The organism is Acinetobacter sp. Root1280 (assembly GCF_001425285.1).
GTDB classification, from domain to species: domain Bacteria; phylum Pseudomonadota; class Gammaproteobacteria; order Pseudomonadales; family Moraxellaceae; genus Acinetobacter; species Acinetobacter guillouiae.
This window is the reverse complement of the sequence record NZ_LMED01000030.1, coordinates 134,211-152,863: the sequence shown is the minus strand read 5'-3', so window position 1 is coordinate 152,863 and position 18,653 is coordinate 134,211. Positions and strand designations below refer to the sequence as shown.

The following is an 18,653-nucleotide window of genomic DNA, read 5'->3' as shown; positions in this document are numbered from 1 at the left end:
TTTGAATTGCTATACATAATTTTGACTGTCGAATAGGATCTGGAAATGATTATCGATGAAGTCGGAATAAATTTAAATATGGCATTTCAGACATCTATAGGGCTTTTCAGACAAATGCTATTTTATGCGTTTTTAAACCTAGAATAATTCCCAAGTTTTAATTGCCAAAGTCACCACACTTTGTAATTGTTCAGCACCAACCCCATCACGGGCTTGCATGGTTAAACCTTGAATCACCGTTGAATAATAATCTGTCATCGCTTGAATATTGGCGTGTGGGTTTAAGTCACCTTCTTTGACACCCTGTTGCAAACGTTGGTAGATATTTTCTTTGACTTGTTGTCTTTTCAGCAAAAGATCATGCTGAATCGGTGCATGTTCTTGTGAACAATTCATGGTTGCGGTAACCAACATACAACCCGTCGGTTTATTTTGTTGAACCAATTTTTTAAGGTTTTCATACAAATAAATTTCAATGGCGATTTTTGCTGTTTTGGCTTGTTGAAAAATAACCTCCAAAGGACATGCCTCATGCTTTAAGTAGTATTCCAAACAGGCATGAAACAGCTGTGATTTATCTCCAAAACTACTATATATGCTGGGTGCAGTAAGATTTAAGGCTTTGGTTAAATCGCTCATCGATGTGGATTCATAGCCATATTCCCAGAACAACAACATGGCTTTTTGTAGCGCTTGTTGTTCATCAAAACATTTAGGACGGCCACGCCCACGCTTAGGTGCTTGTTTTTCAGCGACTAAAGCATGTTTTTCAGAATCAGCCATAACTTTCACATATATTTTTATAACGAACATTATTAAATTAATTGACAACACAAAATTAATCAAATATTTTATTTTTATAACGATCGTTAATGAATTAAAAAATACCTCCATATGCTTTCGCTTTACAGCAGGAATATATCTTCATGAATATGATGCAATCAGAAGTTTCAGAACCACAGTCCTCTGAGATTCCCCCCAGTAGCCAAGGGAGCTGGTTGGCGCTATTAACCGTTGCAATTACTGCTTTTGCTTTGGTCACCAGTGAGTTTCTTCCAATTGGTGTCCTCAACGACATTTCCAGTGATTTGCATGTATCTGTTGGTACAGCGGGTTTGATGATCACTCTCCCAGGGATCATGGCCGCCATAGCAGCACCACTCCTTCCCGTTCTAGTCAAAAATTTAGATCGACGTTACTTACTCCTAGCCCTGTCTGCAACGATGGTGTTTGCCAATGCCATCACTGCAATTGCATCAACTTTTGAAATTTTATTGCTGAGCCGTTTCATTCTTGGATTTGCAATTGGTGGATTTTGGGCGACTGCGATTGCCTTAAGTGGTCGTTTAGCACCAAGCCATTTACCTATTGCGAAAGCAACAGCAACAGTCATGGCTGGGGTAACTTTAGCCACTGTTCTTGGTGTACCGATTGGGACATGGTTAAGTGATGCATATGGCTGGCGAACATCATTTGGAATTACCTCCGCCATCGGCTTCGTTGTTTTACTGTTGGGGATTAAATTTATCCCAAGTTTAAAACCAGAATCTGCCATTCATTTTAAAGACTTACCTGCATTGCTAAGAATCAGTAAAGCCAGACAAGGTTTGATTATTATTTTGTTGATTGGTTTAGCTCATTTTTCATCATATAGCTATCTGACCCCGTTCTTTAAAAATTCAGCAGGCTTTGACAGTGCTACCATCAGTTCGCTACTGCTATTATTTGGTATCGCCGGTATCTTTGGTAATGCTTTTGCTGGTTATAGCGGTAATTTGAATGTGCGTTATACCTTTGCATTCGTTGCCATCTGTTTTGCGGTTGTATTCTTTGGCTTTCCTCTATTTGCCATTCATCCATCAGGCGCCTTTATTCTTACAGCGCTTTGGGGCTTTGCATTTGGTGCATTTCCAACCACTGCCAATATTTGGATGTTTTTACATGCCCCTCAAGCTGTAGAAAAAGGCATGCCGTTATTTGTTGGTTTCTTCCAAGTGATGATTGCAACAGGTGCATTAATCGGTGGCTATGTTGTTGACCATTTTAATGCCAACATTTTATTGTATAGTGTACTGAGTTTTATCCTTTTGGCCTTTATTTCAATCTTCACGTTGAGTCGTGGATTAAATAACCCCAAAGCTGAAAACACTGCCATCCAATGTGAGAGTTAAGTCTTTTCAACTATGTATTCAGCGCTGATTTCTGTAGAAGAATTTTTCTACCAAAAGCATGATGTGGTGACACCCCATTCAAATTTATGGGGTGATTTTAATTTGAGTCTAAATGGGACTTTAGAACTCAATGTCGCAGAACAAACCTATCTGTCTCCACCAAGTTATGGTTTGTGGATTCCACCGCAAACCGAACATTGTTGTACTGCTGTGGATGATCAACTGACGCATTATATCTGTATCCGTATTCATCCTCAGCTTTGTCAAAGCTTATCCCAAAGCACAAAGACTTTAAGTATTCGCCCTTTTTTACGTCATACCATTGAAGAAGTTTTAGAGCAGCAGAAACAAGGGATTCCATCATCTCCCTATTATCAACACTTATTAGAACTGTTGGTCGATCAAATCCAAAATAGTGTGTGTTATGAGCATTATTTACCGCAAACCAACCATCCCACACTCAAGCCTATTCTTGAGCATTTGTCGGATACAACACGCTTCCCCCAAAGCCTTCAGGAAATTCTCGATACTTTTCAGATTACTGAACGGCATGCACTTAGACTTAGCCAAGAGCACCTTAAACTTTCGCTGTCTGAATGGCGTAATCGCGCCAAGATTATTTATGCAATTTCATTGATCCAACAAGGCGCCTCAATTAAAAAAATTAGCTTAGACCTCGGCTATCAACATACGTCCAGCTTCATTGAGTTTTTTAAGCGTTACACTCATCAAACCCCAGCACAAATGCGAAATCTTTAAGACTGGGGTGTTTTTCAAGCAGCCTAATTCCACTTTATTGATAAGTTTATATACAAAAATACTATAGAAAATTGCCTTAAAATTGTGCATTTTGCATCTTATGCTCTAGATTAAGCATATAACTTTTTGAATTTGTATATATTACCGTCAAATTCATAAGAATTTTAAATAATGAAGGGTTCGAATAAATGAAAAAATTACTACTAGCTACACTATGTGCTTCAGCGTTTGCTTTAACTGCATGTGATAAAAAACCAGCTGATTCAGCTTCAGGAACTGAGAGCAAACCTGCTGCAGCTGCAGTTTCTTTAAGTACCAATAATACTGCTGATATCAAAAGCGATTTAACTGCACTTCAAACAATGTCTACAGCGAAAGCTAAAGAAGCATTGAACTTCCAAACAGAAGTGATGCAAGCTGCACAAAAAGGTGATAAAGATGCACTGAAAGGTGTTGTCGATAAAATGAAAACTTATGTGGATGGTTTCAACAAAGATCTTGATGGCTTAGCACTTAAAAGTACTGAAGTTGCGTCTGTACGTGACAAAATGAAAGAGTCAAATAACCTAGGCGTTGAAATGTCTGAAGCTGGTTTAGCGACTTCACCAGATCCACAAAAAATCATGGAACTACAAAAGAAAGGTACTGAGTTACAACAAAGCCTGTTAACTGAAATGCAAGCACTTCAAGCCAAAGCAAACGCTGCACCATAATCGATTAAATTTGATGCAGTTTTTAAAAGCAGATCCTATGATCTGCTTTTTTTATTACACTTATATACAAATGTAACTTGCTGAAATCTTGGAATATCGCTAAAACATTAGACATATTTCTAATCACTGTCTTTTGATTTTTAAGGATACCCCTATGAGCAATTCCGTTTATGACATCCCAGTCAATACCATCAAAGGTGAAGCGACGACCTTGAATCAATATCAAGGTAAAGTTCTTTTAATCGTTAACGTTGCATCTAAATGTGGCCTTACTCCACAATATGAAGGTTTAGAAAAACTATATACTGAAAAGAAAGATCAAGGTTTAGAAATCCTCGGCTTTCCTGCAAATAACTTTCTTGCGCAAGAGCCTGGAACAAATGATGAAATCGAGCAATTTTGCTCTTTAACTTACAATGTCGACTTCCCGCTTTTTGCTAAAATTTCAGTTGCTGGTGATGATAAACATCCACTTTATGACAGCTTAATTCATGCAATCCCTGAACGTATTGGTGAAGGTCCTTGGTGGAAAGACTTAGTCGATTATGGCCTAACACCAAACCCAAAACCTGAAGTCCTTTGGAACTTTGAAAAATTCTTAATCGGTAAAAATGGCGAAATCGTGGCACGTTTTGCACCAGATATCACTGCTGATGATCCACGAATTACATCTGCGATTGAAGCTGAATTAGCAAAATAAATCGAGCATTAAAAGCTCTATGCTTTAAATAAATTTTTATATTTTGCAGTTTTGATCGAAAATTTTATATTTTCGATCAAAACTGCCTCTAGCTTTATTCACAATTTAAAATTTCAACCACCTTCAATAGCGTGCTAAAAATGCATTCTTTTTTGCTTTTGTTTGAGTAGAAATGAATCTCTAAAGTTACAGACTGTATGTCCTTTGCAACAATCCTCAATCTCTACACTTTTGCAAATTATAGTGAATTCATAACCGATTAAATTACTTTTGGACAACGATGAAAAAGCTTTTACAAGGTGCGGTTTTGCCTTTTGTTATTTTTATTTCTGGCATGTTACTACTAGGCTGTAATCAAGCAGCTGAACAATCACGTCAACAAGATGACGCTCAAGCGATTGAAACTGTGCAAATGAGTGAGAATACATCCGACTCAAATAATAATCAATCAACAGCAAAAAGTACTGAAGATTTAAAACAAGGCAATATGTTTTATATCGCACGTGATGTTGCCAACGTACAGCTGAAAACTGGTGACTATGTTAAAAAATTACAGCAAAGCCAATCTAATTTACAACAAGCGATACAATCACAAAATCAAGCTGAGCTACAACAATCTGTCAAAACATTGACTCGTGAACTACAAGGATTTAACACAGCATTGATTTCATTAGATTTAAAAAGCCAAGAGATTGATGGTATCCGCCAACAAGTGCTACAAGCCAATAAGCAAGTGCTTAACTCAGCACTGTTAAACGGTGATTTAGACATTTCAAAAGTTGATTTTAAGAAAATCGAACAACAAATGAATACCATCCAACTAGATATGCTTAAACTGGCAGGCATGATGATTCCTGGATCAAATACAGAGCAAGCCATTGAACAGAGTTAATTAGATTTGAACAGATCAGCCTTGGCTTGGCTTTGCGACATTACATGATCGATCTTGTCCTAGCGCGCGTTTAGCATCTAACTTAAAACGAGCTTGAGCAGACTTATAACTTGCGGGTAAAAATAGCGTTAAACGGGTTTTATTCTTTCCAATGGATTCCACCAAGGTTTTTGATAAATAGGCCCCACCCTCTGTACGGGTAAACAAGGTTCCCATTTCTAAATCTCGTTCTAGTCGATTGTCGGTAAAGACAAAATCTTTTTCGCCAGTAAACGCAACACATTGCCCATAGGCCATTTTCAAATTTTTAAATGCGACAACATAATCGATATCTAACTCTGTTTCTAAACCATTTCCCACTGAATTTGCCACCAAACTTGCTTCAGTGGGTGCATTTGGTGTAGTGACAAATTGACTTTGACATGCTGAAACAGCACTCAGTAGAAGTATTGAAAATAAATACCGACATTGAACTAATTTTTTCATTTTAAGTTTATTGGTTTTCTACAACAATGAATGGATTGTAGCAAAGTTCATGAACATGATTTAATAGCAGATTAACTGTATTTTTGTAGTGTTTCATGCAACTGATTTTATTCACAGGCGTACAAGCTTCGGGTAAATCTACTTTTTATCAACAGTATTTTTACCATACACATCTACGTATCAATCTCGATATGCTAAAAACACGCCATCGTGAAAAGATACTGTTTGAAGCAGCTATAGCCTCTAAAACCAAAATCGTGATAGATAACACCAACATGAGCAAAGCCGATCGAGCCCGTTATATTCAACTTGCCAAAACTGCTGGCTTCGAGGTCATTTCATATTATTTTGAAACGGATCTAGACAGCACTTTACAGCGTAATGCACAACGTGAGGGTAAAGCCAATATTGCTGAAAAAGGCGTTAAAGCCACCTTTTATAAATTAGAAGTCCCGAATCGTTCAGAAGGTTTTGATGCGCTGTTTAAAGTAAACATGATAGAAAATAATGACTTTTCAATTACGGTCATAACTGAATAAAAAATTTAATGTTAAGCCAACCGCCATGTTTTAAATGCGGTTTGCATCTGTTGTTGTATTTCTTTAGGTACCTTACGAGCTGCTATATTGGAAAAATCTCCACGATAGGTTTCAGCCACAATTGAACTTGCCAAATCTTCGATCGCAATTCGACCTTTGTTCTGATATGCCAGAATTTCTACTCCGGTTAAATAAATATCCCAACATGAAACAACAGAACTCATATCTACGGCAATGCTGAGATAGTAGTCATCTTGCGTTTGATAAAGTTCCCAAAAGTGCGCTTGCTGTTCGATGAGGTGCATTGTCTTCTATATCTCCTTTTTTATTGTTTAGATTATGCTAAAACTAGTCAGTGATGAAATATAACTTTAGTATGAGAATAACGAAGAAGTTTAACCATGAGATTTGATGATCTAGATACACGATTACGTGTTTATGAAACAGCTTATGATTTCTGTGTACCGCCAGAACAATATATCGTTGTGCGTTTGGATGGACGTGGCTTTACCAAACTCACCAAAGATATTTGGAAATTTGAAGCGCCCTTTGATCTGCGTTTTAGGGACTTGATGGTCGAAACAACAACTCACTTAATGCAATGTGGCTTTAATATTATTTATGGCTATACACAAAGCGATGAAATCTCCTTACTGTTTCATTTAAAAGATGACAGCTTTAATCGTAAAACACGAAAAATTATTTCTATTTTAGCCGCAGAAGCCAGTGCAAAGTTCAGTGTGTTACATGGTGAGATGGCAACTTTTGATGCTCGAATTTGTATACTGCCCAATGCAAAAACTGTTGAAGATTATTTTCGTTGGCGTCATGAAGATGCTCATCGCAACGCACTCAATGCACATTGCTATTGGATGTTGCGCAAGGAAGGAGAAAATGTAAAAAATGCAACCGACCAAGTAAAAGGATTATCTCGCCAAGAGAAGCATGATTTACTCTTTAGCCGTGACATTAACTTCAATGAATTGCCATCATGGCAAAAGCGTGGCACAGGTTTATATTGGAAAGATATTGAAAAAATTGGTTTTAATCCAAAAACTAAACAGTCGACAGTATCAACTCGTCGACACATTTTTAAAGACTATGAATTACCTTTGGGGGATGATTATAGTCATTTTATACAAACACAATTTTTATTGGACACTCCTCAAGGATAAGTTTCTAGCATGATGAGTTGTTATAAATTTGAACCATCTATAAATTAATCGCATAAAAAAACCACCCTCGCGGGTGGTTTTTCAATCTCAAACTGCGTCTTATAGCGCGCGGTTTTTGATTTTGCGGATGGTTTCCAACTGAGCAGCAGTTTCTGCAAGAGCAGCCAAAGCAGCAGCAGAGTCCAAATCGCTCTTTTGATTTGCAAGCAATTGTTCAGCATTTTTACGTGCTTCAAGAATTGCAGCTTCATCTAAGTTGTCAGCACGAACTGCAGTATCTGCAAGTACAGTAACAACATGCGGTTGAACTTCTAGAACACCACCAGATACATAGATTAACTCTTCTGTACCGTTTTCAAGCAGAACACGAATTGCGCCCGGCTTGAGTAAGGTGACTAACGGAGCGTGACCAGGCATGATACCCAATTCACCGCCAGCACCTTTTGCGATAAGCATTGTCACAGTGCCTGAGTACAAAGACTCATTAACACTTACAACATCACATTGCATAGTCGACATGTGAATCTCCTAAATTAGAGTTGCTAATTAAAGCTTCTCGGCTTTAGCGATCACTTCGTCAATACCACCAACCATATAGAACGCTTGTTCTGGGATGTGATCGTATTCACCAGCTAGAAGACCTTTAAAGCCACGAATTGTTTCTTTAAGTGGTACAAGTTTACCAGGAGCACCAGTAAACACTTCAGCTACGTGGAACGGTTGAGAGAAGAAACGTTGGATTTTACGCGCACGGTAAACAATCAACTTATCTTCTTCTGCTAACTCGTCCATACCCAAGATTGCGATGATGTCTTTAAGCTCTTTATAACGTTGCAATACGTTCTGTACAGAACGTGCAATTTCATAATGCTCAGCACCAACTACAAGTGGATCTAACTGACGTGAAGTAGAGTCAAGTGGATCGATCGCTGGGTAAATACCAGAAGATGCGATGTCACGGCTCAATACTACAGTTGCATCTAAGTGAGCAAATGTAGTTGCAGGCGATGGATCTGTTAAGTCATCGGCAGGTACATATACCGCTTGGATAGATGTAATCGAACCAGACTTAGTCGATGTAATACGTTCTTGAAGAACACCCATCTCTTCTGCAAGCGTCGGTTGGTAACCTACTGCAGATGGCATACGACCTAAAAGAGCAGATACTTCAGTACCAGCCAATGTGTAACGGTAAATGTTGTCAACGAACAACAATACGTCACGGCCTTTACCGTTTTCATCTTTCTCATCACGGAAGTATTCAGCCATGGTCAAACCAGTTAACGCTACGCGTAAACGGTTACCCGGTGGCTCATTCATCTGACCGTAGACCATTGCTACTTTGTCAAGAACGTTAGAATCTTTCATCTCGTGGTAGAAGTCATTACCTTCACGAGTACGCTCACCAACACCAGCAAACACAGATAAACCTGAGTGAGCTTTCGCGATGTTGTTGATCAATTCCATCATGTTTACAGTTTTACCAACACCGGCACCACCGAATAAACCAACTTTACCACCTTTAGCAAACGGGCAAAGTAAGTCAATAACTTTAATACCAGTTTCTAAAAGGTCAGTAGAAGCAGCTTGTTCAGCATAAGAAGGTGCTTGACGGTGAATCGGCAAACGCGCTTCAGTCGCAACTGGACCAGCTTCGTCGATTGGGCGACCAAGAACGTCCATGATACGACCTAAACATGCAGTACCTACAGGTACAGAAATAGGTGCACCAGTATTAGATACGTTTAGACCACGTTTAAGACCTTCTGTAGATCCCATTGCGATGGTACGAACTACACCATCACCAAGTTGTTGCTGAACTTCTAAAGTAGTTTCAGTACCGTCAACTTGGAGAGCGTCATAGATCTTAGGAACGCTATTGCGTTCAAACTCGACGTCGATAACCGCGCCGATGATCTGAATGATACGACCGCTACTCATTGCTGTCTCCTCAATTCAAAATAATGTTAAACGGCAGCGGCACCACCAACGATCTCAGAAATTTCCTGAGTAATCGCGGCTTGACGCAGCTTGTTATAAATGAGTTGTAGGCTCTTGATAAGATCACCTGCGTTGTCAGTTGCAGCTTTCATTGCAACCATACGAGCAGACTGCTCACATGCGATGTTTTCAATCACACCTTGATAAACCATAGACTCAATGTAACGAACCAATAAACCATTTAAAAGCTCTTCAGCTTCTGGTTCATATAGATAATCCCAACCATATTGGCGGTTAAGATCCTCGTCCGTATCAGCCGCAGCTAATGGAACAAGTTGTTCGATTTTTTGGTTTTGAGTCATGGCATTGACAAAGCCGTTTGACACAAGATAAATACGATCTAACTCGCCTTTATCAAATGCATCTAACATCACCTGTACAGAACCAGTTAACTGTTCAAGACTTGGAGCATCACCTACTTGCGTAGTTGCGCCAAGTACTTTACCGCCGTAGTTTTTAAAAAACGAAACCGCTTTTTGACCAATTAAAGCAAATTGAACTTCAATTGACTGCTCTTGTTGCTGTTGTACGTGTTTTACCACTTTTTTGAACAAGTTAATGTTCAAACCACCAGCAAGACCACGATCTGAAGAAACAATGATATAGCCAACGCGTTTTACAGGGCGTTCAACCATATAGCGATGTTTGTATTCAGGATTCGCTTGGACCAAATGAGCAATTACACGGTGCATATTTTCGGCATACGGACGGCCCTGAGCCATGCGCTCTTGCGCACGACGCATCTTAGAAGCTGCTACCATTTGCATCGCGCGAGTAATCTTTTGCGTGCTCTTGATACTAGCTACTTTGGCGCGAATTTCTTTTAAATTTGCCATACGCTTAACCTAGTATTCGAAAGCCCTTTCGAGCTTCCGAAGGTTGATCCGTGAACCAAACCATAACTAACAACAACATACATTGAAATTAGTAAGTTTGAGTCGCTTTAAAGCTTTCAATACCTGCTTTGATTGCAGCTTCGATGTCTTTGTCGTAGTTACCAGTTTCATCGATGTTTTGCATTAACGCAGCATGTTCTGAACGGAAGTAAGAGATTAACGCAGTATCAAAGTCTACGATTTTCTTCACTTCAACGTCAGCCATATAGCCTTCGTTAGATGCATAAATTGAAACAGCTTGGTCAGCAATTGAATATGGAGCATATTGTTTTTGCTTCATTAATTCAGTTACACGTTGACCATGTTCAAGTTGCTTACGAGTTGCTTCATCAAGGTCAGAAGCGAACTGAGCAAATGCTGCCAATTCACGGTATTGCGCCAAAGCAGTACGGATACCACCAGACAATTTTTTGATGATCTTCGTTTGAGCAGAACCACCAACACGCGATACAGAGATACCCGCGTTCACAGCAGGACGAATACCTGCGTTGAATAATGATGTTTCTAAGAAGATCTGACCATCAGTAATCGAAATTACGTTTGTCGGTACGAATGCAGATACGTCACCCGCTTGAGTTTCAATAATTGGCAATGCAGTTAATGAACCAGTTTGGCCTTTAACTTCACCATTAGTGAATTTCTCAACATAGTCAGCAGATACACGAGAAGCACGTTCAAGTAGACGTGAATGAAGATAGAACACGTCACCTGGGTAAGCTTCACGACCTGGTGGACGACGAAGAAGCAATGAAATTTGACGGTAAGCAACAGCTTGTTTAGACAAGTCATCATAAATGATAAGTGCGTCTTCACCGCGGTCACGGAAGTACTCGCCCATTGTACAACCAGCATATGGAGCAAGATACTGCATTGCTGCAGGATCAGCTGCAGCAGCTGCTACAACAGTTGTGTACGCCATAGCGCCAGTTTCTTCAAGCTTACGTACTACGTTTGCAATTGTTGATTGTTTTTGACCAATCGCAACGTATACACACTTAATGCCTGATTGTTTTTGAGCAATGATCGCATCGATCGCCATTGCTGTTTTACCAGTTTGACGGTCACCGATGATCAACTCACGCTGACCACGACCAACAGGGATCATTGTATCTACTGATTTATAACCAGTTTGTACAGGTTGATCCACTGATTGACGCCAAATTACACCTGGTGCTACTTTTTCAACAGCATCAGTAAGTTTTGCATCAATAGGGCCTTTACCATCAATCGGGTTACCCAAAGCATCTACTACACGGCCTAAAAGTTCTGGACCAACCGGAACTTCTAATACACGACCTGTGCAACGAGCTTTTTGACCTTCTTGAAGGCTTAAGTAGTTACCTAAGACAACGGCACCCACTGAATCCTGTTCTAGGTTCAGTGCCATACCAAATAAGCCGCCGTCGAATTCGATCATTTCACCGTACATTGCATCAGCAAGGCCGTGAATACGCACAATACCGTCGGAAACCATAACAATGGTCCCTTCGTTCTTAGCGGTCGCGCTGGTGTCCAGATCGCCGATACGCTGTTTAATGAGCGCACTGATCTCGGATGGATTCAGTTGTTGCATTGCGCTATACCTCAATCTTTTTAAAGTTCAGTCTTCTTTAGACGTAGTTATTTTTAACAATTACGCTAGAAGACGAGTCCGCATTTTTTCAAGCTTGCTAAGCGCAGAATCATCTATCACTTGGTCGCCTGCACGAATAACAACACCAGCAATCAATGCTGGATTTACTTCAACTGTAACTTTCACAGCGCTGTTCAAACGTTTTTCTAACGCATGAGCCAACTTCTGTTCTTGTACTGAATCCAATGGAAAAGCAGATTCAATCACAACATCTACAGTGTTGTTATTTTGCGATTTGAGTTGCTCAAATTCTGTGTCAATTTCAGGTAACAATGCTAAACGGCCATTGTCTGCAAGAAGTGTCAAAAAGTTTGACACAGCCGCAGTTTGTTCATTACCTAAAACTTTCGCAAAAAGATCAACCTGCTCTGCAGGTGTCAACTCAGGGCGATTTAAATAAGCGGAGAATGCTTCATCTTGCACCGCAGCACTGAGCAGTTGTAATGCATTTGACCAAGCGTCAGTTGCATTTTGCTCAGATGCATAAGCAAATGCTGCTTTAGCGTATGGGCGTGCCAACGTCAAGAATTCAGCCATATTCGCCTCTCTTAAAGTTTAGCAGCCAGCTGATTCAGCATGGCATTATGAGCTTCTGCGTCAACTTGTTGGTTCAGAATTTTCTCTGCACCAGCAACTGCAAGAGCAGCAACTTGTTGACGTAATTCTTCACGAGCAGAATTGATGTCTTGGTCAACAGCATCTTTCGCTTGTTGACGAATACGCTCACCTTCAGCAGATGCTTGAGTACGCGCTTCTTCGACCAATTGTGCCGCACGACGGTTCGCTTGTTCGATCAATTGAGCCGCTTGTGCTTTCGCCGCATCAATTTCTTGCTTAACTTGTGCTTGTGCATCAGCAAGATCAGCTTTCGCTTTCTCTGCAGCATTTAAGCCATCAGCGATTTTACGCTGACGCTCACTAATCGCATTGATTAGTGGTGGCCATACAAACTTCATGCAGAATGCGACAAATATCGCAAATGCAATCGCTTGGCCAAACAATGTGAGGTTGATATTCATTGCAAATTCCTCAAATAGTGAATTTCGGAATTAAGCTGATTAACCTACAAATGGATTAGCGAAGATGAAGAACAAGCCAATACCAACACCGATCATAGGCACAGCATCAAGAAGACCTGCGATTAAGAACATACGAGTTTGAAGTTGTGGAGCCAATTCTGGTTGACGAGCAACAGCTTCAAGGAAACGGCCGCCTAAAAGACCAAAACCAATCGCAGTACCTAAAGCACCAAAAGCGATCAAGATAGCAGATGCAATTGCAACTAGACCTAAAGTGAGTTCCATGATAATTCCTCAGAGGTTAGGTTTATACCAAATTAAAGTAAAAAAATTATACCTAACCACCGGATGACAGTTAGGCAATACCATTAATGTTTTTCGCTTGCCATGCTCAAGTATACGATTGTTAGCATCATGAAAATGAAGGCTTGCAATGTAATAACAAGAATGTGGAAGATAGCCCAAGGCACAGACAACGCCCACTGGATCCAGAAAGGTAACAACGCGATAAGAATGAAGATTAACTCACCCGCATACATGTTACCGAATAATCGGAGTGCCAATGAAATTGGACGTGCAAGGAATGTTACTAATTCTAGAATTAAGTTCACTGGAATCAATAACGCTTTTGCAACTGGGTTACTTGGATTAAATGGGTTAAGTGCCAATTCACCAACGAAACCGCCGATGCCTTTTTCACGAATACTATAGAACAAGATCAACGCAAATACAGACAAAGACATACCAAGGGTAATGTTAGGGTCTGTAGATGGAACAACCTTGAAGTAAACGTGGTGAGGGTCCATACCAAATACGTTTGCACCAATCAATTGAGCTGTATACGGAATCCAGTCAACAGGAATTAAGTCCATCGCATTCATGAGGAAAATCCACACGAAAATGGTCAAGGCTAAAGGCGCAATTAAACGTGATTTACCATGAAACGTATCACGAACACTTGAGTCAACAAACTCGATAATCATTTCGATTGCAGACTGGAACTTGGTAGGAACACCAGAGTTTGCAGCTTTCGCTACGCACCAGAATATCAAACAGAAAATCACACCAAGGCCAATTGACCAACCCATTGAATCCAAGTGGATAGCAGTGAACCCCATCTGTTGAGCTTCTGCACCACTTTCAGCCAATTTCCAAGTACCATCTGGCATTTTGCCATAGGTCATATTGGTCAAGTGATGCTTGATATACTCGGTCGAAGTCAGGGCATGTTCTTCAGCAGCCATAAATCACACCTGGTCAATGTCAAATAATAAATAGAGTTAACGAATATCGCGTGCTGCATGATATCTCGTTAATCCCCAAAAAAATTTTCAATTTCTGCTGCGCTTATACTCGTTTTTGTTGTCGTGCTACCCAAAAAGGTGCAATCCACGACATCGCTTGAACGAGAATAAAACCACAAAACAATGCCACCGGAGATAACGGTTTGACATTGCATAAAATTAAAATGAAACCAACGATCACAATTGCAAATTTGCCCATTAAGCCTCTATACATGTTCGAAAGAACCTGTTTTGAAGCACGCGCCCCTGCTGCTCGAAACGACTGCCAAGAAAAATAACAACTGGCAAGCCAACATATCAGTGCACCTAACGCTGCACTCAGAGCCGCAGTCGAGTCTTTCAAGACCCACGCTACCAAGGCTGAAACAGGAATCATAAACGCTTGCAAATAGACCAAAGCTTTTGCTAATCGTCGGTCAATCAAGCGACTAGTTTGGCTCATTTTTTATCCACTCACAGCATAAATGCTTGACAAGTTTAACTGATGATCGTTTTTAATCGCAGGCATTATAGAGTTACACCCCTGAACATGCAATCTTTTCCCGACCTTAGTCGTGTTTTTTTCGATATACAGGTTGCTTTGCATATGAACAATTGTTGATTAATTTTTGCATCATTTCCGTGCATTAAGTACGCAAGCTTGTGTTTGTTGAGCCAAAGTCTGCCATGCAACCACAAAATCTTGTTGTTTAGCCAAAGTTTCGTCTACCGCTTGAAATGAAATTTCACCCAATTTTCGGTACTGACTTGGACTTGCGCTGCCTTCTGCCAGCAAGCACATTTTTTTGTAAGGTCGCGTGTCATTTAAAAACTTGATTTGAGTCACAGTCGGCGCAACATGCGGATCATCTGTCATCGCACCTGCAAATTTTAAGTTTAATGAACGTTCTAAATATTGGTAAGCATCATGATAAGCCCAGTATGGACGTGCGCTACCAGCACTGATACTTTTCTGTGAAACGCGCAGCATTTCACTGGCAAACTTCTTCGCATTATTCCAATATGCTGCTTTATTTTCTGGATGTTGTTGTGAACGTAAGGCTGCAATAAAGAAACCGATACGTACAGCATTATTTGGATCTAACCACACATGTGTATCAATCGTATCTTTCAGTGCAACACCTTTTGGACTTCTTAAAGGAAGTGCTTGGATAATGCCGGAATTGAGTATTGAAATCGCTTTCGCATTCTCGCCTAAAACCTTTTCCAAAGGCGCTTCATGTTCTTTTCCCAGCCAAATCACCAATGAAGCGTCCATAATCGTTTTGCGATTATCTGGTGTAAGTTGCACATCATGCCCCGTTTGATTTCCCAAAAGTAAAACAGGCTCTTCTATACCTTCTGTTATTTCTTTTGCAATCAAATAAATAGGATGAGTTGATACCACTAAAGGCGCTTGAGCCCAAGTGACACTAATAAATAATGCACATAAGCAAAAGGCGATAATGCGATTCATGGGAGTGTATTACCAAAAAAAATTTATGTTATAGTATAACAGAAGTTAAAAAATACCTACGCCATTCGTAAGTTGATAGAGCTTCATGTTAATATTTGCGATTCTCTTCCATTCAAATAACAAGTTTTGAGGTCTGATATGAGCTTATGTTCACACGAGCAGCATGATACTTTGCATGGTGTACACGATCATCTCAATGTAGAAGCTCGTTTATCAGAAGCAGAAAGCCTTTGTGCAACCTCAGGTGCCCGCCTTACCCCTTTGCGTAAAGAAGTACTTGAATTAATTTTGAATGCCTCAGGTCCTGTAGGTGCTTATGATCTTTTAGCCAAGATGAAAGGTGCTGCAGAACGTCCAGCTGCACCGCCTACCGTGTATAGAACCTTAGATTTTCTCTTAGAAAAAGGTTTTATTCATCGTTTAACCTCTATTAATGCTTATATCCCTTGTTGTCACCCACGTGAAGGACATCAAGCCGCATTTTTAATTTGCACTGAATGTCATACAGTGAAAGAAGCTTCAGCAAAAGGTTTGATTCAAGAATTAAACCACTTAGCCGCGTCAGATCACTTCAATGCACATCACAGTATTATTGAGATTTCAGGAATATGTCAGCAGTGCTCGAACAAAGCGTAAACTCCCCTCTCGTTCAACTGCAACAAATTAATGTCCGAATTGATGATCGTGACATTCTAAAAAATATAGATTTTTCATTACAAGAAAAAGAAATTGTCACGCTTATTGGTCCCAATGGCGCAGGCAAATCAACCCTGATCAAAGTATTATTGGGTATTTTAAAACCCAATGCGGGCAAAATTATCAGCCCAAAAAAAATTAAACTGGCGTATGTACCACAAAAATTTAATCCCTCTCATAGTCTGCCTTTAAGAGTTAAAGATCTGCTTGATCTTGAGAAATGTGATAAGGCCATTAAAGCTGAAATCATTCGAGATACTGGTATTGCCAAATTAGAGTATGCCAAAGTACAACAACTTTCAGGTGGTGAGCGTCAGCGGGTTTTATTGGCGCGTGCCTTATTACGCCAACCCGATATTTTGGTTTTAGATGAACCTATGCAAGGTTTAGATATCCAATCTGAAGCTGAACTGTATGAATATGTGCGTAGCCTGCCACAACGTTATGGTTGCGCCATTTTAATTGTGTCTCATGATTTACAATGGGTAATGCAAGGCACTCAACGAGTTGTCTGTTTAAATAAGCACATTTGCTGTAGTGGTTTACCTGACAGTATTCAGCAGCATCCAGAGTATCAAGCTTTGTTTGGTGATACTTTTGGAAAATACCACGCTTTTTACCAACACCATCATGACCATTGTGCACATGGTGACTCCGCCAAAACTTGTGAACATGGCCCACATCCACACATTCACCCAGAACCGGAAGCTTAAACCATGATGGAATGGTTAGAATTACTGTTACCTGCATGGATTATGGGAACACTTTTAGTGTTTCTAACAGCTCCACTAGGTTGTTTGATGCTATGGCGCAGAATGTCGTTCTTTGCTGATACAATGGCACATGGTACCTTGCTGGGTGTCGCTTTAGCCGCTGTTTTAACTTTACCGCTTTGGGTCGGTGTTACCTTTACTGCGATCCTCTTGGTGGCTGTACTTTGGGTTTTACATGACCCGCGTTTACCCAATGATGCCTTACTTGCATTGTGTGCTGCGACCTTACTTTGTTCTGGTCTACTGTTAATTCAACATTTACCTGCATTACGTCCTGAATTATTAAGTTATTTATTTGGCGATTTATTAACAATTGAGTGGTCAGACCTACCGATTTTTGCAACTGTGATTATTGTTGCTTTAGCTGTCCTCTACCGTTACTGGCAAGCACAAATTCAAATTGCGATTGATCCAGATATTGCAGTAAGTGAAGGCGTAAACGCCAAATGGCAGCGCTTAATTTTTATGTTGTTATTGGCTTTATTCACCGTACTCGCTTTACGTGCCGTCGGTTCGTTATTGATGGGTGCGTTATTGGTCATCCCCGCACTGGCTTCACGTCTTATTTCTCACTCACCAAAACAAATGGTAATAGGGGCGTTTGTGATTGCTCAAATTGGTGTGACTGTGGGGTTATGGTCTAGTGCAGCCCTGAACATCTCTACAGGGCTAAGCATCGTATTAACCATGTCTTTGCTGTTTGCTGTGATTTTCTGTGTAATGAAAGTAAGAAAGATGGCTTGATGAATCAATCATTTCCATCTTTAGCCGCACTCAATATTTAAACTATGCTTTTTAACGAAACATATAAACCATATACAGCAATGACAATCAGAATTAATCCGCAAAGCCCTAATATTTTTGGATAAATTTGACTTTTAGAAAGCTTATTAAACGACAGATAAACCAAAGATAACGTGAGAAAATCTAAAATAATCCATGTCACGACTAAGATGACTAGACTGGTATTTATATCAGCATGAATATGAATAAACTGCGGGAAAAATGATGAAAAGAAAATGATATCTTTAGGATTTGAGATACCCACTAAAAAGCCTTTGCTGAGACCACCCTCTACAGGCGACAACATCGTATTGAGTTGATGCTCCTGCTGGGATAATACTTCTTTTAGAATTCCATAACCTAGATAGGCAATATAAAGACATCCTAAAACTTTAATGATCAAGAAGAGAGTTTCATTGACACTAAACATGCCTTTTAAAATTAAAATAGAGGCTGTGATAAGTACCAAAGAAGCCAAATTTGTCCCAATAATGGTCAGTAAAGACTGTCGGTAGCCACCTTTTAAACCTGCACTTGCAACCAAGATCATGACTGGACCAGGCGTTGCAATCATGATAATCACACTAATGGCATACAGATAAAATTCTAAATAATTCAAAGTAACCTCGAAACAATGGCTTATTTATAGGGTCAAAT

At 39.9% G+C, this 18,653-nt stretch carries 24 protein-coding genes; 10 read left to right on the top strand and 14 right to left on the bottom strand.

Annotated features, from left to right (window positions below):
* Positions 1-138: 138 nt before the first annotated feature.
* Complete coding sequence (locus ASC84_RS22000; protein ID WP_004723407.1) at positions 139-783, bottom strand: TetR/AcrR family transcriptional regulator; 645 nt, start codon at positions 781-783, stop codon at positions 139-141.
* A 149-nt stretch (positions 784-932) separates the two neighbouring features.
* On the opposite strand from ASC84_RS22000, the gene ASC84_RS21995 reads away from it, so the two are divergent.
* From ASC84_RS21995 to ASC84_RS21975, 5 genes are all read left to right on the top strand, one after another.
* Positions 933-2,171: an MFS transporter gene (locus ASC84_RS21995; RefSeq protein ID WP_227515188.1), complete on the top strand. Its 1,239-nt coding sequence runs from the start codon at positions 933-935 to the stop codon at positions 2,169-2,171.
* A gap of 12 nt (positions 2,172-2,183) precedes the next feature.
* The gene (locus tag ASC84_RS21990; RefSeq protein WP_056518371.1) at positions 2,184-2,930 is read left to right on the top strand and encodes a helix-turn-helix domain-containing protein; all 747 of its coding nucleotides are present in this window, start codon (positions 2,184-2,186) and stop codon (positions 2,928-2,930) included.
* Positions 2,931-3,118: 188 nt separating this feature from the next.
* A complete protein-coding gene (locus ASC84_RS21985; RefSeq protein WP_004823717.1) occupies positions 3,119-3,643 on the top strand; it encodes a hypothetical protein in 525 nt (174 codons plus the stop codon).
* Between the two features lie 154 nt (positions 3,644-3,797).
* Positions 3,798-4,343 (top strand): glutathione peroxidase, encoded by a 546-nt coding sequence (locus ASC84_RS21980; protein ID WP_004723411.1) that lies wholly within the window; start codon positions 3,798-3,800, stop codon positions 4,341-4,343.
* A 280-nt stretch (positions 4,344-4,623) separates the two neighbouring features.
* Positions 4,624-5,235 (top strand): hypothetical protein, encoded by a 612-nt coding sequence (locus ASC84_RS21975; protein ID WP_056518369.1) that lies wholly within the window; start codon positions 4,624-4,626, stop codon positions 5,233-5,235.
* A 15-nt stretch (positions 5,236-5,250) separates the two neighbouring features.
* On the opposite strand, the gene ASC84_RS21970 is transcribed toward ASC84_RS21975, so the two are convergent.
* Positions 5,251-5,721 carry a hypothetical protein gene (locus tag ASC84_RS21970; RefSeq protein ID WP_056518367.1) on the bottom strand — a complete coding sequence of 157 codons (471 nt, stop codon included), beginning with the start codon at positions 5,719-5,721 and terminating at the stop codon, positions 5,251-5,253.
* Between the two features lie 95 nt (positions 5,722-5,816).
* Between ASC84_RS21970 and ASC84_RS21965 the strand changes: the two genes are divergently transcribed.
* Positions 5,817-6,260 carry an ATP-binding protein gene (locus ASC84_RS21965; RefSeq protein ID WP_056518365.1) on the top strand — a complete coding sequence of 148 codons (444 nt, stop codon included), beginning with the start codon at positions 5,817-5,819 and terminating at the stop codon, positions 6,258-6,260.
* Between the two features lie 11 nt (positions 6,261-6,271).
* On the opposite strand, the gene ASC84_RS21960 is transcribed toward ASC84_RS21965, so the two are convergent.
* Positions 6,272-6,565, bottom strand: a complete 294-nt coding sequence (locus ASC84_RS21960) for a hypothetical protein (RefSeq protein WP_056518364.1) — start codon at positions 6,563-6,565, stop codon at positions 6,272-6,274.
* 96 nt (positions 6,566-6,661) lie between these two features.
* Between ASC84_RS21960 and ASC84_RS21955 the strand changes: the two genes are divergently transcribed.
* On the top strand, positions 6,662-7,435 hold the full coding sequence (locus ASC84_RS21955; RefSeq protein ID WP_056518361.1) for a tRNA(His) guanylyltransferase Thg1 family protein: 774 nt from the start codon (positions 6,662-6,664) through the stop codon (positions 7,433-7,435).
* 99 nt (positions 7,436-7,534) lie between these two features.
* On the opposite strand, the gene ASC84_RS21950 is transcribed toward ASC84_RS21955, so the two are convergent.
* The 10 genes from ASC84_RS21950 to ASC84_RS21905 all read right to left on the bottom strand — a co-directional run bounded on the left by ASC84_RS21950 (position 7,535) and on the right by ASC84_RS21905 (position 15,744).
* Positions 7,535-7,954: a F0F1 ATP synthase subunit epsilon gene (locus ASC84_RS21950; RefSeq protein ID WP_056518359.1), complete on the bottom strand. Its 420-nt coding sequence runs from the start codon at positions 7,952-7,954 to the stop codon at positions 7,535-7,537.
* 27 nt (positions 7,955-7,981) lie between these two features.
* Positions 7,982-9,376 (bottom strand): F0F1 ATP synthase subunit beta, encoded by a 1,395-nt coding sequence (atpD, locus tag ASC84_RS21945; protein ID WP_004723420.1) that lies wholly within the window; start codon positions 9,374-9,376, stop codon positions 7,982-7,984.
* 26 nt (positions 9,377-9,402) lie between these two features.
* The gene (gene atpG / locus ASC84_RS21940) at positions 9,403-10,272 is read right to left on the bottom strand and encodes a F0F1 ATP synthase subunit gamma (RefSeq protein WP_004723421.1); all 870 of its coding nucleotides are present in this window, start codon (positions 10,270-10,272) and stop codon (positions 9,403-9,405) included.
* 88 nt (positions 10,273-10,360) lie between these two features.
* Positions 10,361-11,905, bottom strand: coding sequence for a F0F1 ATP synthase subunit alpha (atpA, locus tag ASC84_RS21935; RefSeq protein ID WP_004723422.1), 1,545 nt, complete (start codon positions 11,903-11,905; stop codon positions 10,361-10,363).
* A 60-nt stretch (positions 11,906-11,965) separates the two neighbouring features.
* Positions 11,966-12,502 carry a F0F1 ATP synthase subunit delta gene (locus tag ASC84_RS21930; protein WP_004823704.1) on the bottom strand — a complete coding sequence of 179 codons (537 nt, stop codon included), beginning with the start codon at positions 12,500-12,502 and terminating at the stop codon, positions 11,966-11,968.
* Between the two features lie 11 nt (positions 12,503-12,513).
* Positions 12,514-12,984 carry a F0F1 ATP synthase subunit B gene (locus ASC84_RS21925; protein WP_004723424.1) on the bottom strand — a complete coding sequence of 157 codons (471 nt, stop codon included), beginning with the start codon at positions 12,982-12,984 and terminating at the stop codon, positions 12,514-12,516.
* Positions 12,985-13,023: 39 nt separating this feature from the next.
* Entirely contained in the window at positions 13,024-13,269 is a 246-nt protein-coding gene (gene atpE / locus ASC84_RS21920; RefSeq protein ID WP_000424060.1) for a F0F1 ATP synthase subunit C, read from the bottom strand.
* Positions 13,270-13,352: 83 nt separating this feature from the next.
* Positions 13,353-14,228, bottom strand: coding sequence for a F0F1 ATP synthase subunit A (gene atpB, locus ASC84_RS21915; protein ID WP_004723427.1), 876 nt, complete (start codon positions 14,226-14,228; stop codon positions 13,353-13,355).
* Between the two features lie 103 nt (positions 14,229-14,331).
* Complete coding sequence (locus ASC84_RS21910) at positions 14,332-14,730, bottom strand: ATP synthase subunit I (RefSeq protein WP_004723429.1); 399 nt, start codon at positions 14,728-14,730, stop codon at positions 14,332-14,334.
* Positions 14,731-14,901: 171 nt separating this feature from the next.
* Complete coding sequence (locus ASC84_RS21905) at positions 14,902-15,744, bottom strand: metal ABC transporter solute-binding protein, Zn/Mn family (protein WP_056518357.1); 843 nt, start codon at positions 15,742-15,744, stop codon at positions 14,902-14,904.
* 138 nt (positions 15,745-15,882) lie between these two features.
* Here ASC84_RS21905 and ASC84_RS21900 point away from each other — a divergent pair, with 138 nt between their 5' ends.
* The 3 genes from ASC84_RS21900 to znuB are packed head-to-tail and all read left to right on the top strand — an operon-like array spanning position 15,883 to position 17,957.
* Positions 15,883-16,380 carry a transcriptional repressor gene (locus ASC84_RS21900; protein ID WP_004723431.1) on the top strand — a complete coding sequence of 166 codons (498 nt, stop codon included), beginning with the start codon at positions 15,883-15,885 and terminating at the stop codon, positions 16,378-16,380.
* Positions 16,353-17,153 carry a zinc ABC transporter ATP-binding protein ZnuC gene (gene znuC, locus ASC84_RS21895; RefSeq protein ID WP_056518356.1) on the top strand — a complete coding sequence of 267 codons (801 nt, stop codon included), beginning with the start codon at positions 16,353-16,355 and terminating at the stop codon, positions 17,151-17,153. Before ASC84_RS21900 ends, znuC begins: the two co-directional genes overlap by 28 nt.
* 3 nt (positions 17,154-17,156) lie before the next feature.
* Entirely contained in the window at positions 17,157-17,957 is an 801-nt protein-coding gene (gene znuB, locus ASC84_RS21890) for a zinc ABC transporter permease subunit ZnuB (protein WP_056518353.1), read from the top strand.
* Between the two features lie 37 nt (positions 17,958-17,994).
* On the opposite strand, the gene ASC84_RS21885 is transcribed toward znuB, so the two are convergent.
* Positions 17,995-18,615, bottom strand: coding sequence for a LysE family translocator (locus ASC84_RS21885; protein ID WP_056518351.1), 621 nt, complete (start codon positions 18,613-18,615; stop codon positions 17,995-17,997).
* Positions 18,616-18,653 lie beyond the last annotated feature (38 nt).

Excerpts from the sequence above, each read along its gene's own strand:
- ASC84_RS22000 (WP_004723407.1), bottom strand. The coding sequence starts at position 783 with ATGGCTGATTCTGAAAAACATGCTTTAGTCGCTGAAAAACAAGCACCT.
- ASC84_RS21995 (WP_227515188.1), top strand. The coding sequence starts at position 933 with ATGATGCAATCAGAAGTTTCAGAACCACAGTCCTCTGAGATTCCCCCC.
- ASC84_RS21990 (WP_056518371.1), top strand. The coding sequence starts at position 2,184 with ATGTATTCAGCGCTGATTTCTGTAGAAGAATTTTTCTACCAAAAGCAT.
- ASC84_RS21985 (WP_004823717.1), top strand. The coding sequence starts at position 3,119 with ATGAAAAAATTACTACTAGCTACACTATGTGCTTCAGCGTTTGCTTTA.
- ASC84_RS21980 (WP_004723411.1), top strand. The coding sequence starts at position 3,798 with ATGAGCAATTCCGTTTATGACATCCCAGTCAATACCATCAAAGGTGAA.
- ASC84_RS21975 (WP_056518369.1), top strand. The coding sequence starts at position 4,624 with ATGAAAAAGCTTTTACAAGGTGCGGTTTTGCCTTTTGTTATTTTTATT.
- ASC84_RS21970 (WP_056518367.1), bottom strand. The coding sequence starts at position 5,721 with ATGAAAAAATTAGTTCAATGTCGGTATTTATTTTCAATACTTCTACTG.
- ASC84_RS21965 (WP_056518365.1), top strand. The coding sequence starts at position 5,817 with ATGCAACTGATTTTATTCACAGGCGTACAAGCTTCGGGTAAATCTACT.
- ASC84_RS21960 (WP_056518364.1), bottom strand. The coding sequence starts at position 6,565 with ATGCACCTCATCGAACAGCAAGCGCACTTTTGGGAACTTTATCAAACG.
- ASC84_RS21955 (WP_056518361.1), top strand. The coding sequence starts at position 6,662 with ATGAGATTTGATGATCTAGATACACGATTACGTGTTTATGAAACAGCT.
- ASC84_RS21950 (WP_056518359.1), bottom strand. The coding sequence starts at position 7,954 with ATGTCGACTATGCAATGTGATGTTGTAAGTGTTAATGAGTCTTTGTAC.
- atpD (WP_004723420.1), bottom strand. The coding sequence starts at position 9,376 with ATGAGTAGCGGTCGTATCATTCAGATCATCGGCGCGGTTATCGACGTC.
- atpG (WP_004723421.1), bottom strand. The coding sequence starts at position 10,272 with ATGGCAAATTTAAAAGAAATTCGCGCCAAAGTAGCTAGTATCAAGAGC.
- atpA (WP_004723422.1), bottom strand. The coding sequence starts at position 11,905 with ATGCAACAACTGAATCCATCCGAGATCAGTGCGCTCATTAAACAGCGT.
- ASC84_RS21930 (WP_004823704.1), bottom strand. The coding sequence starts at position 12,502 with ATGGCTGAATTCTTGACGTTGGCACGCCCATACGCTAAAGCAGCATTT.
- ASC84_RS21925 (WP_004723424.1), bottom strand. The coding sequence starts at position 12,984 with ATGAATATCAACCTCACATTGTTTGGCCAAGCGATTGCATTTGCGATA.
- atpE (WP_000424060.1), bottom strand. The coding sequence starts at position 13,269 with ATGGAACTCACTTTAGGTCTAGTTGCAATTGCATCTGCTATCTTGATC.
- atpB (WP_004723427.1), bottom strand. The coding sequence starts at position 14,228 with ATGGCTGCTGAAGAACATGCCCTGACTTCGACCGAGTATATCAAGCAT.
- ASC84_RS21910 (WP_004723429.1), bottom strand. The coding sequence starts at position 14,730 with ATGAGCCAAACTAGTCGCTTGATTGACCGACGATTAGCAAAAGCTTTG.
- ASC84_RS21905 (WP_056518357.1), bottom strand. The coding sequence starts at position 15,744 with ATGAATCGCATTATCGCCTTTTGCTTATGTGCATTATTTATTAGTGTC.
- ASC84_RS21900 (WP_004723431.1), top strand. The coding sequence starts at position 15,883 with ATGAGCTTATGTTCACACGAGCAGCATGATACTTTGCATGGTGTACAC.
- znuC (WP_056518356.1), top strand. The coding sequence starts at position 16,353 with ATGTCAGCAGTGCTCGAACAAAGCGTAAACTCCCCTCTCGTTCAACTG.
- znuB (WP_056518353.1), top strand. The coding sequence starts at position 17,157 with ATGATGGAATGGTTAGAATTACTGTTACCTGCATGGATTATGGGAACA.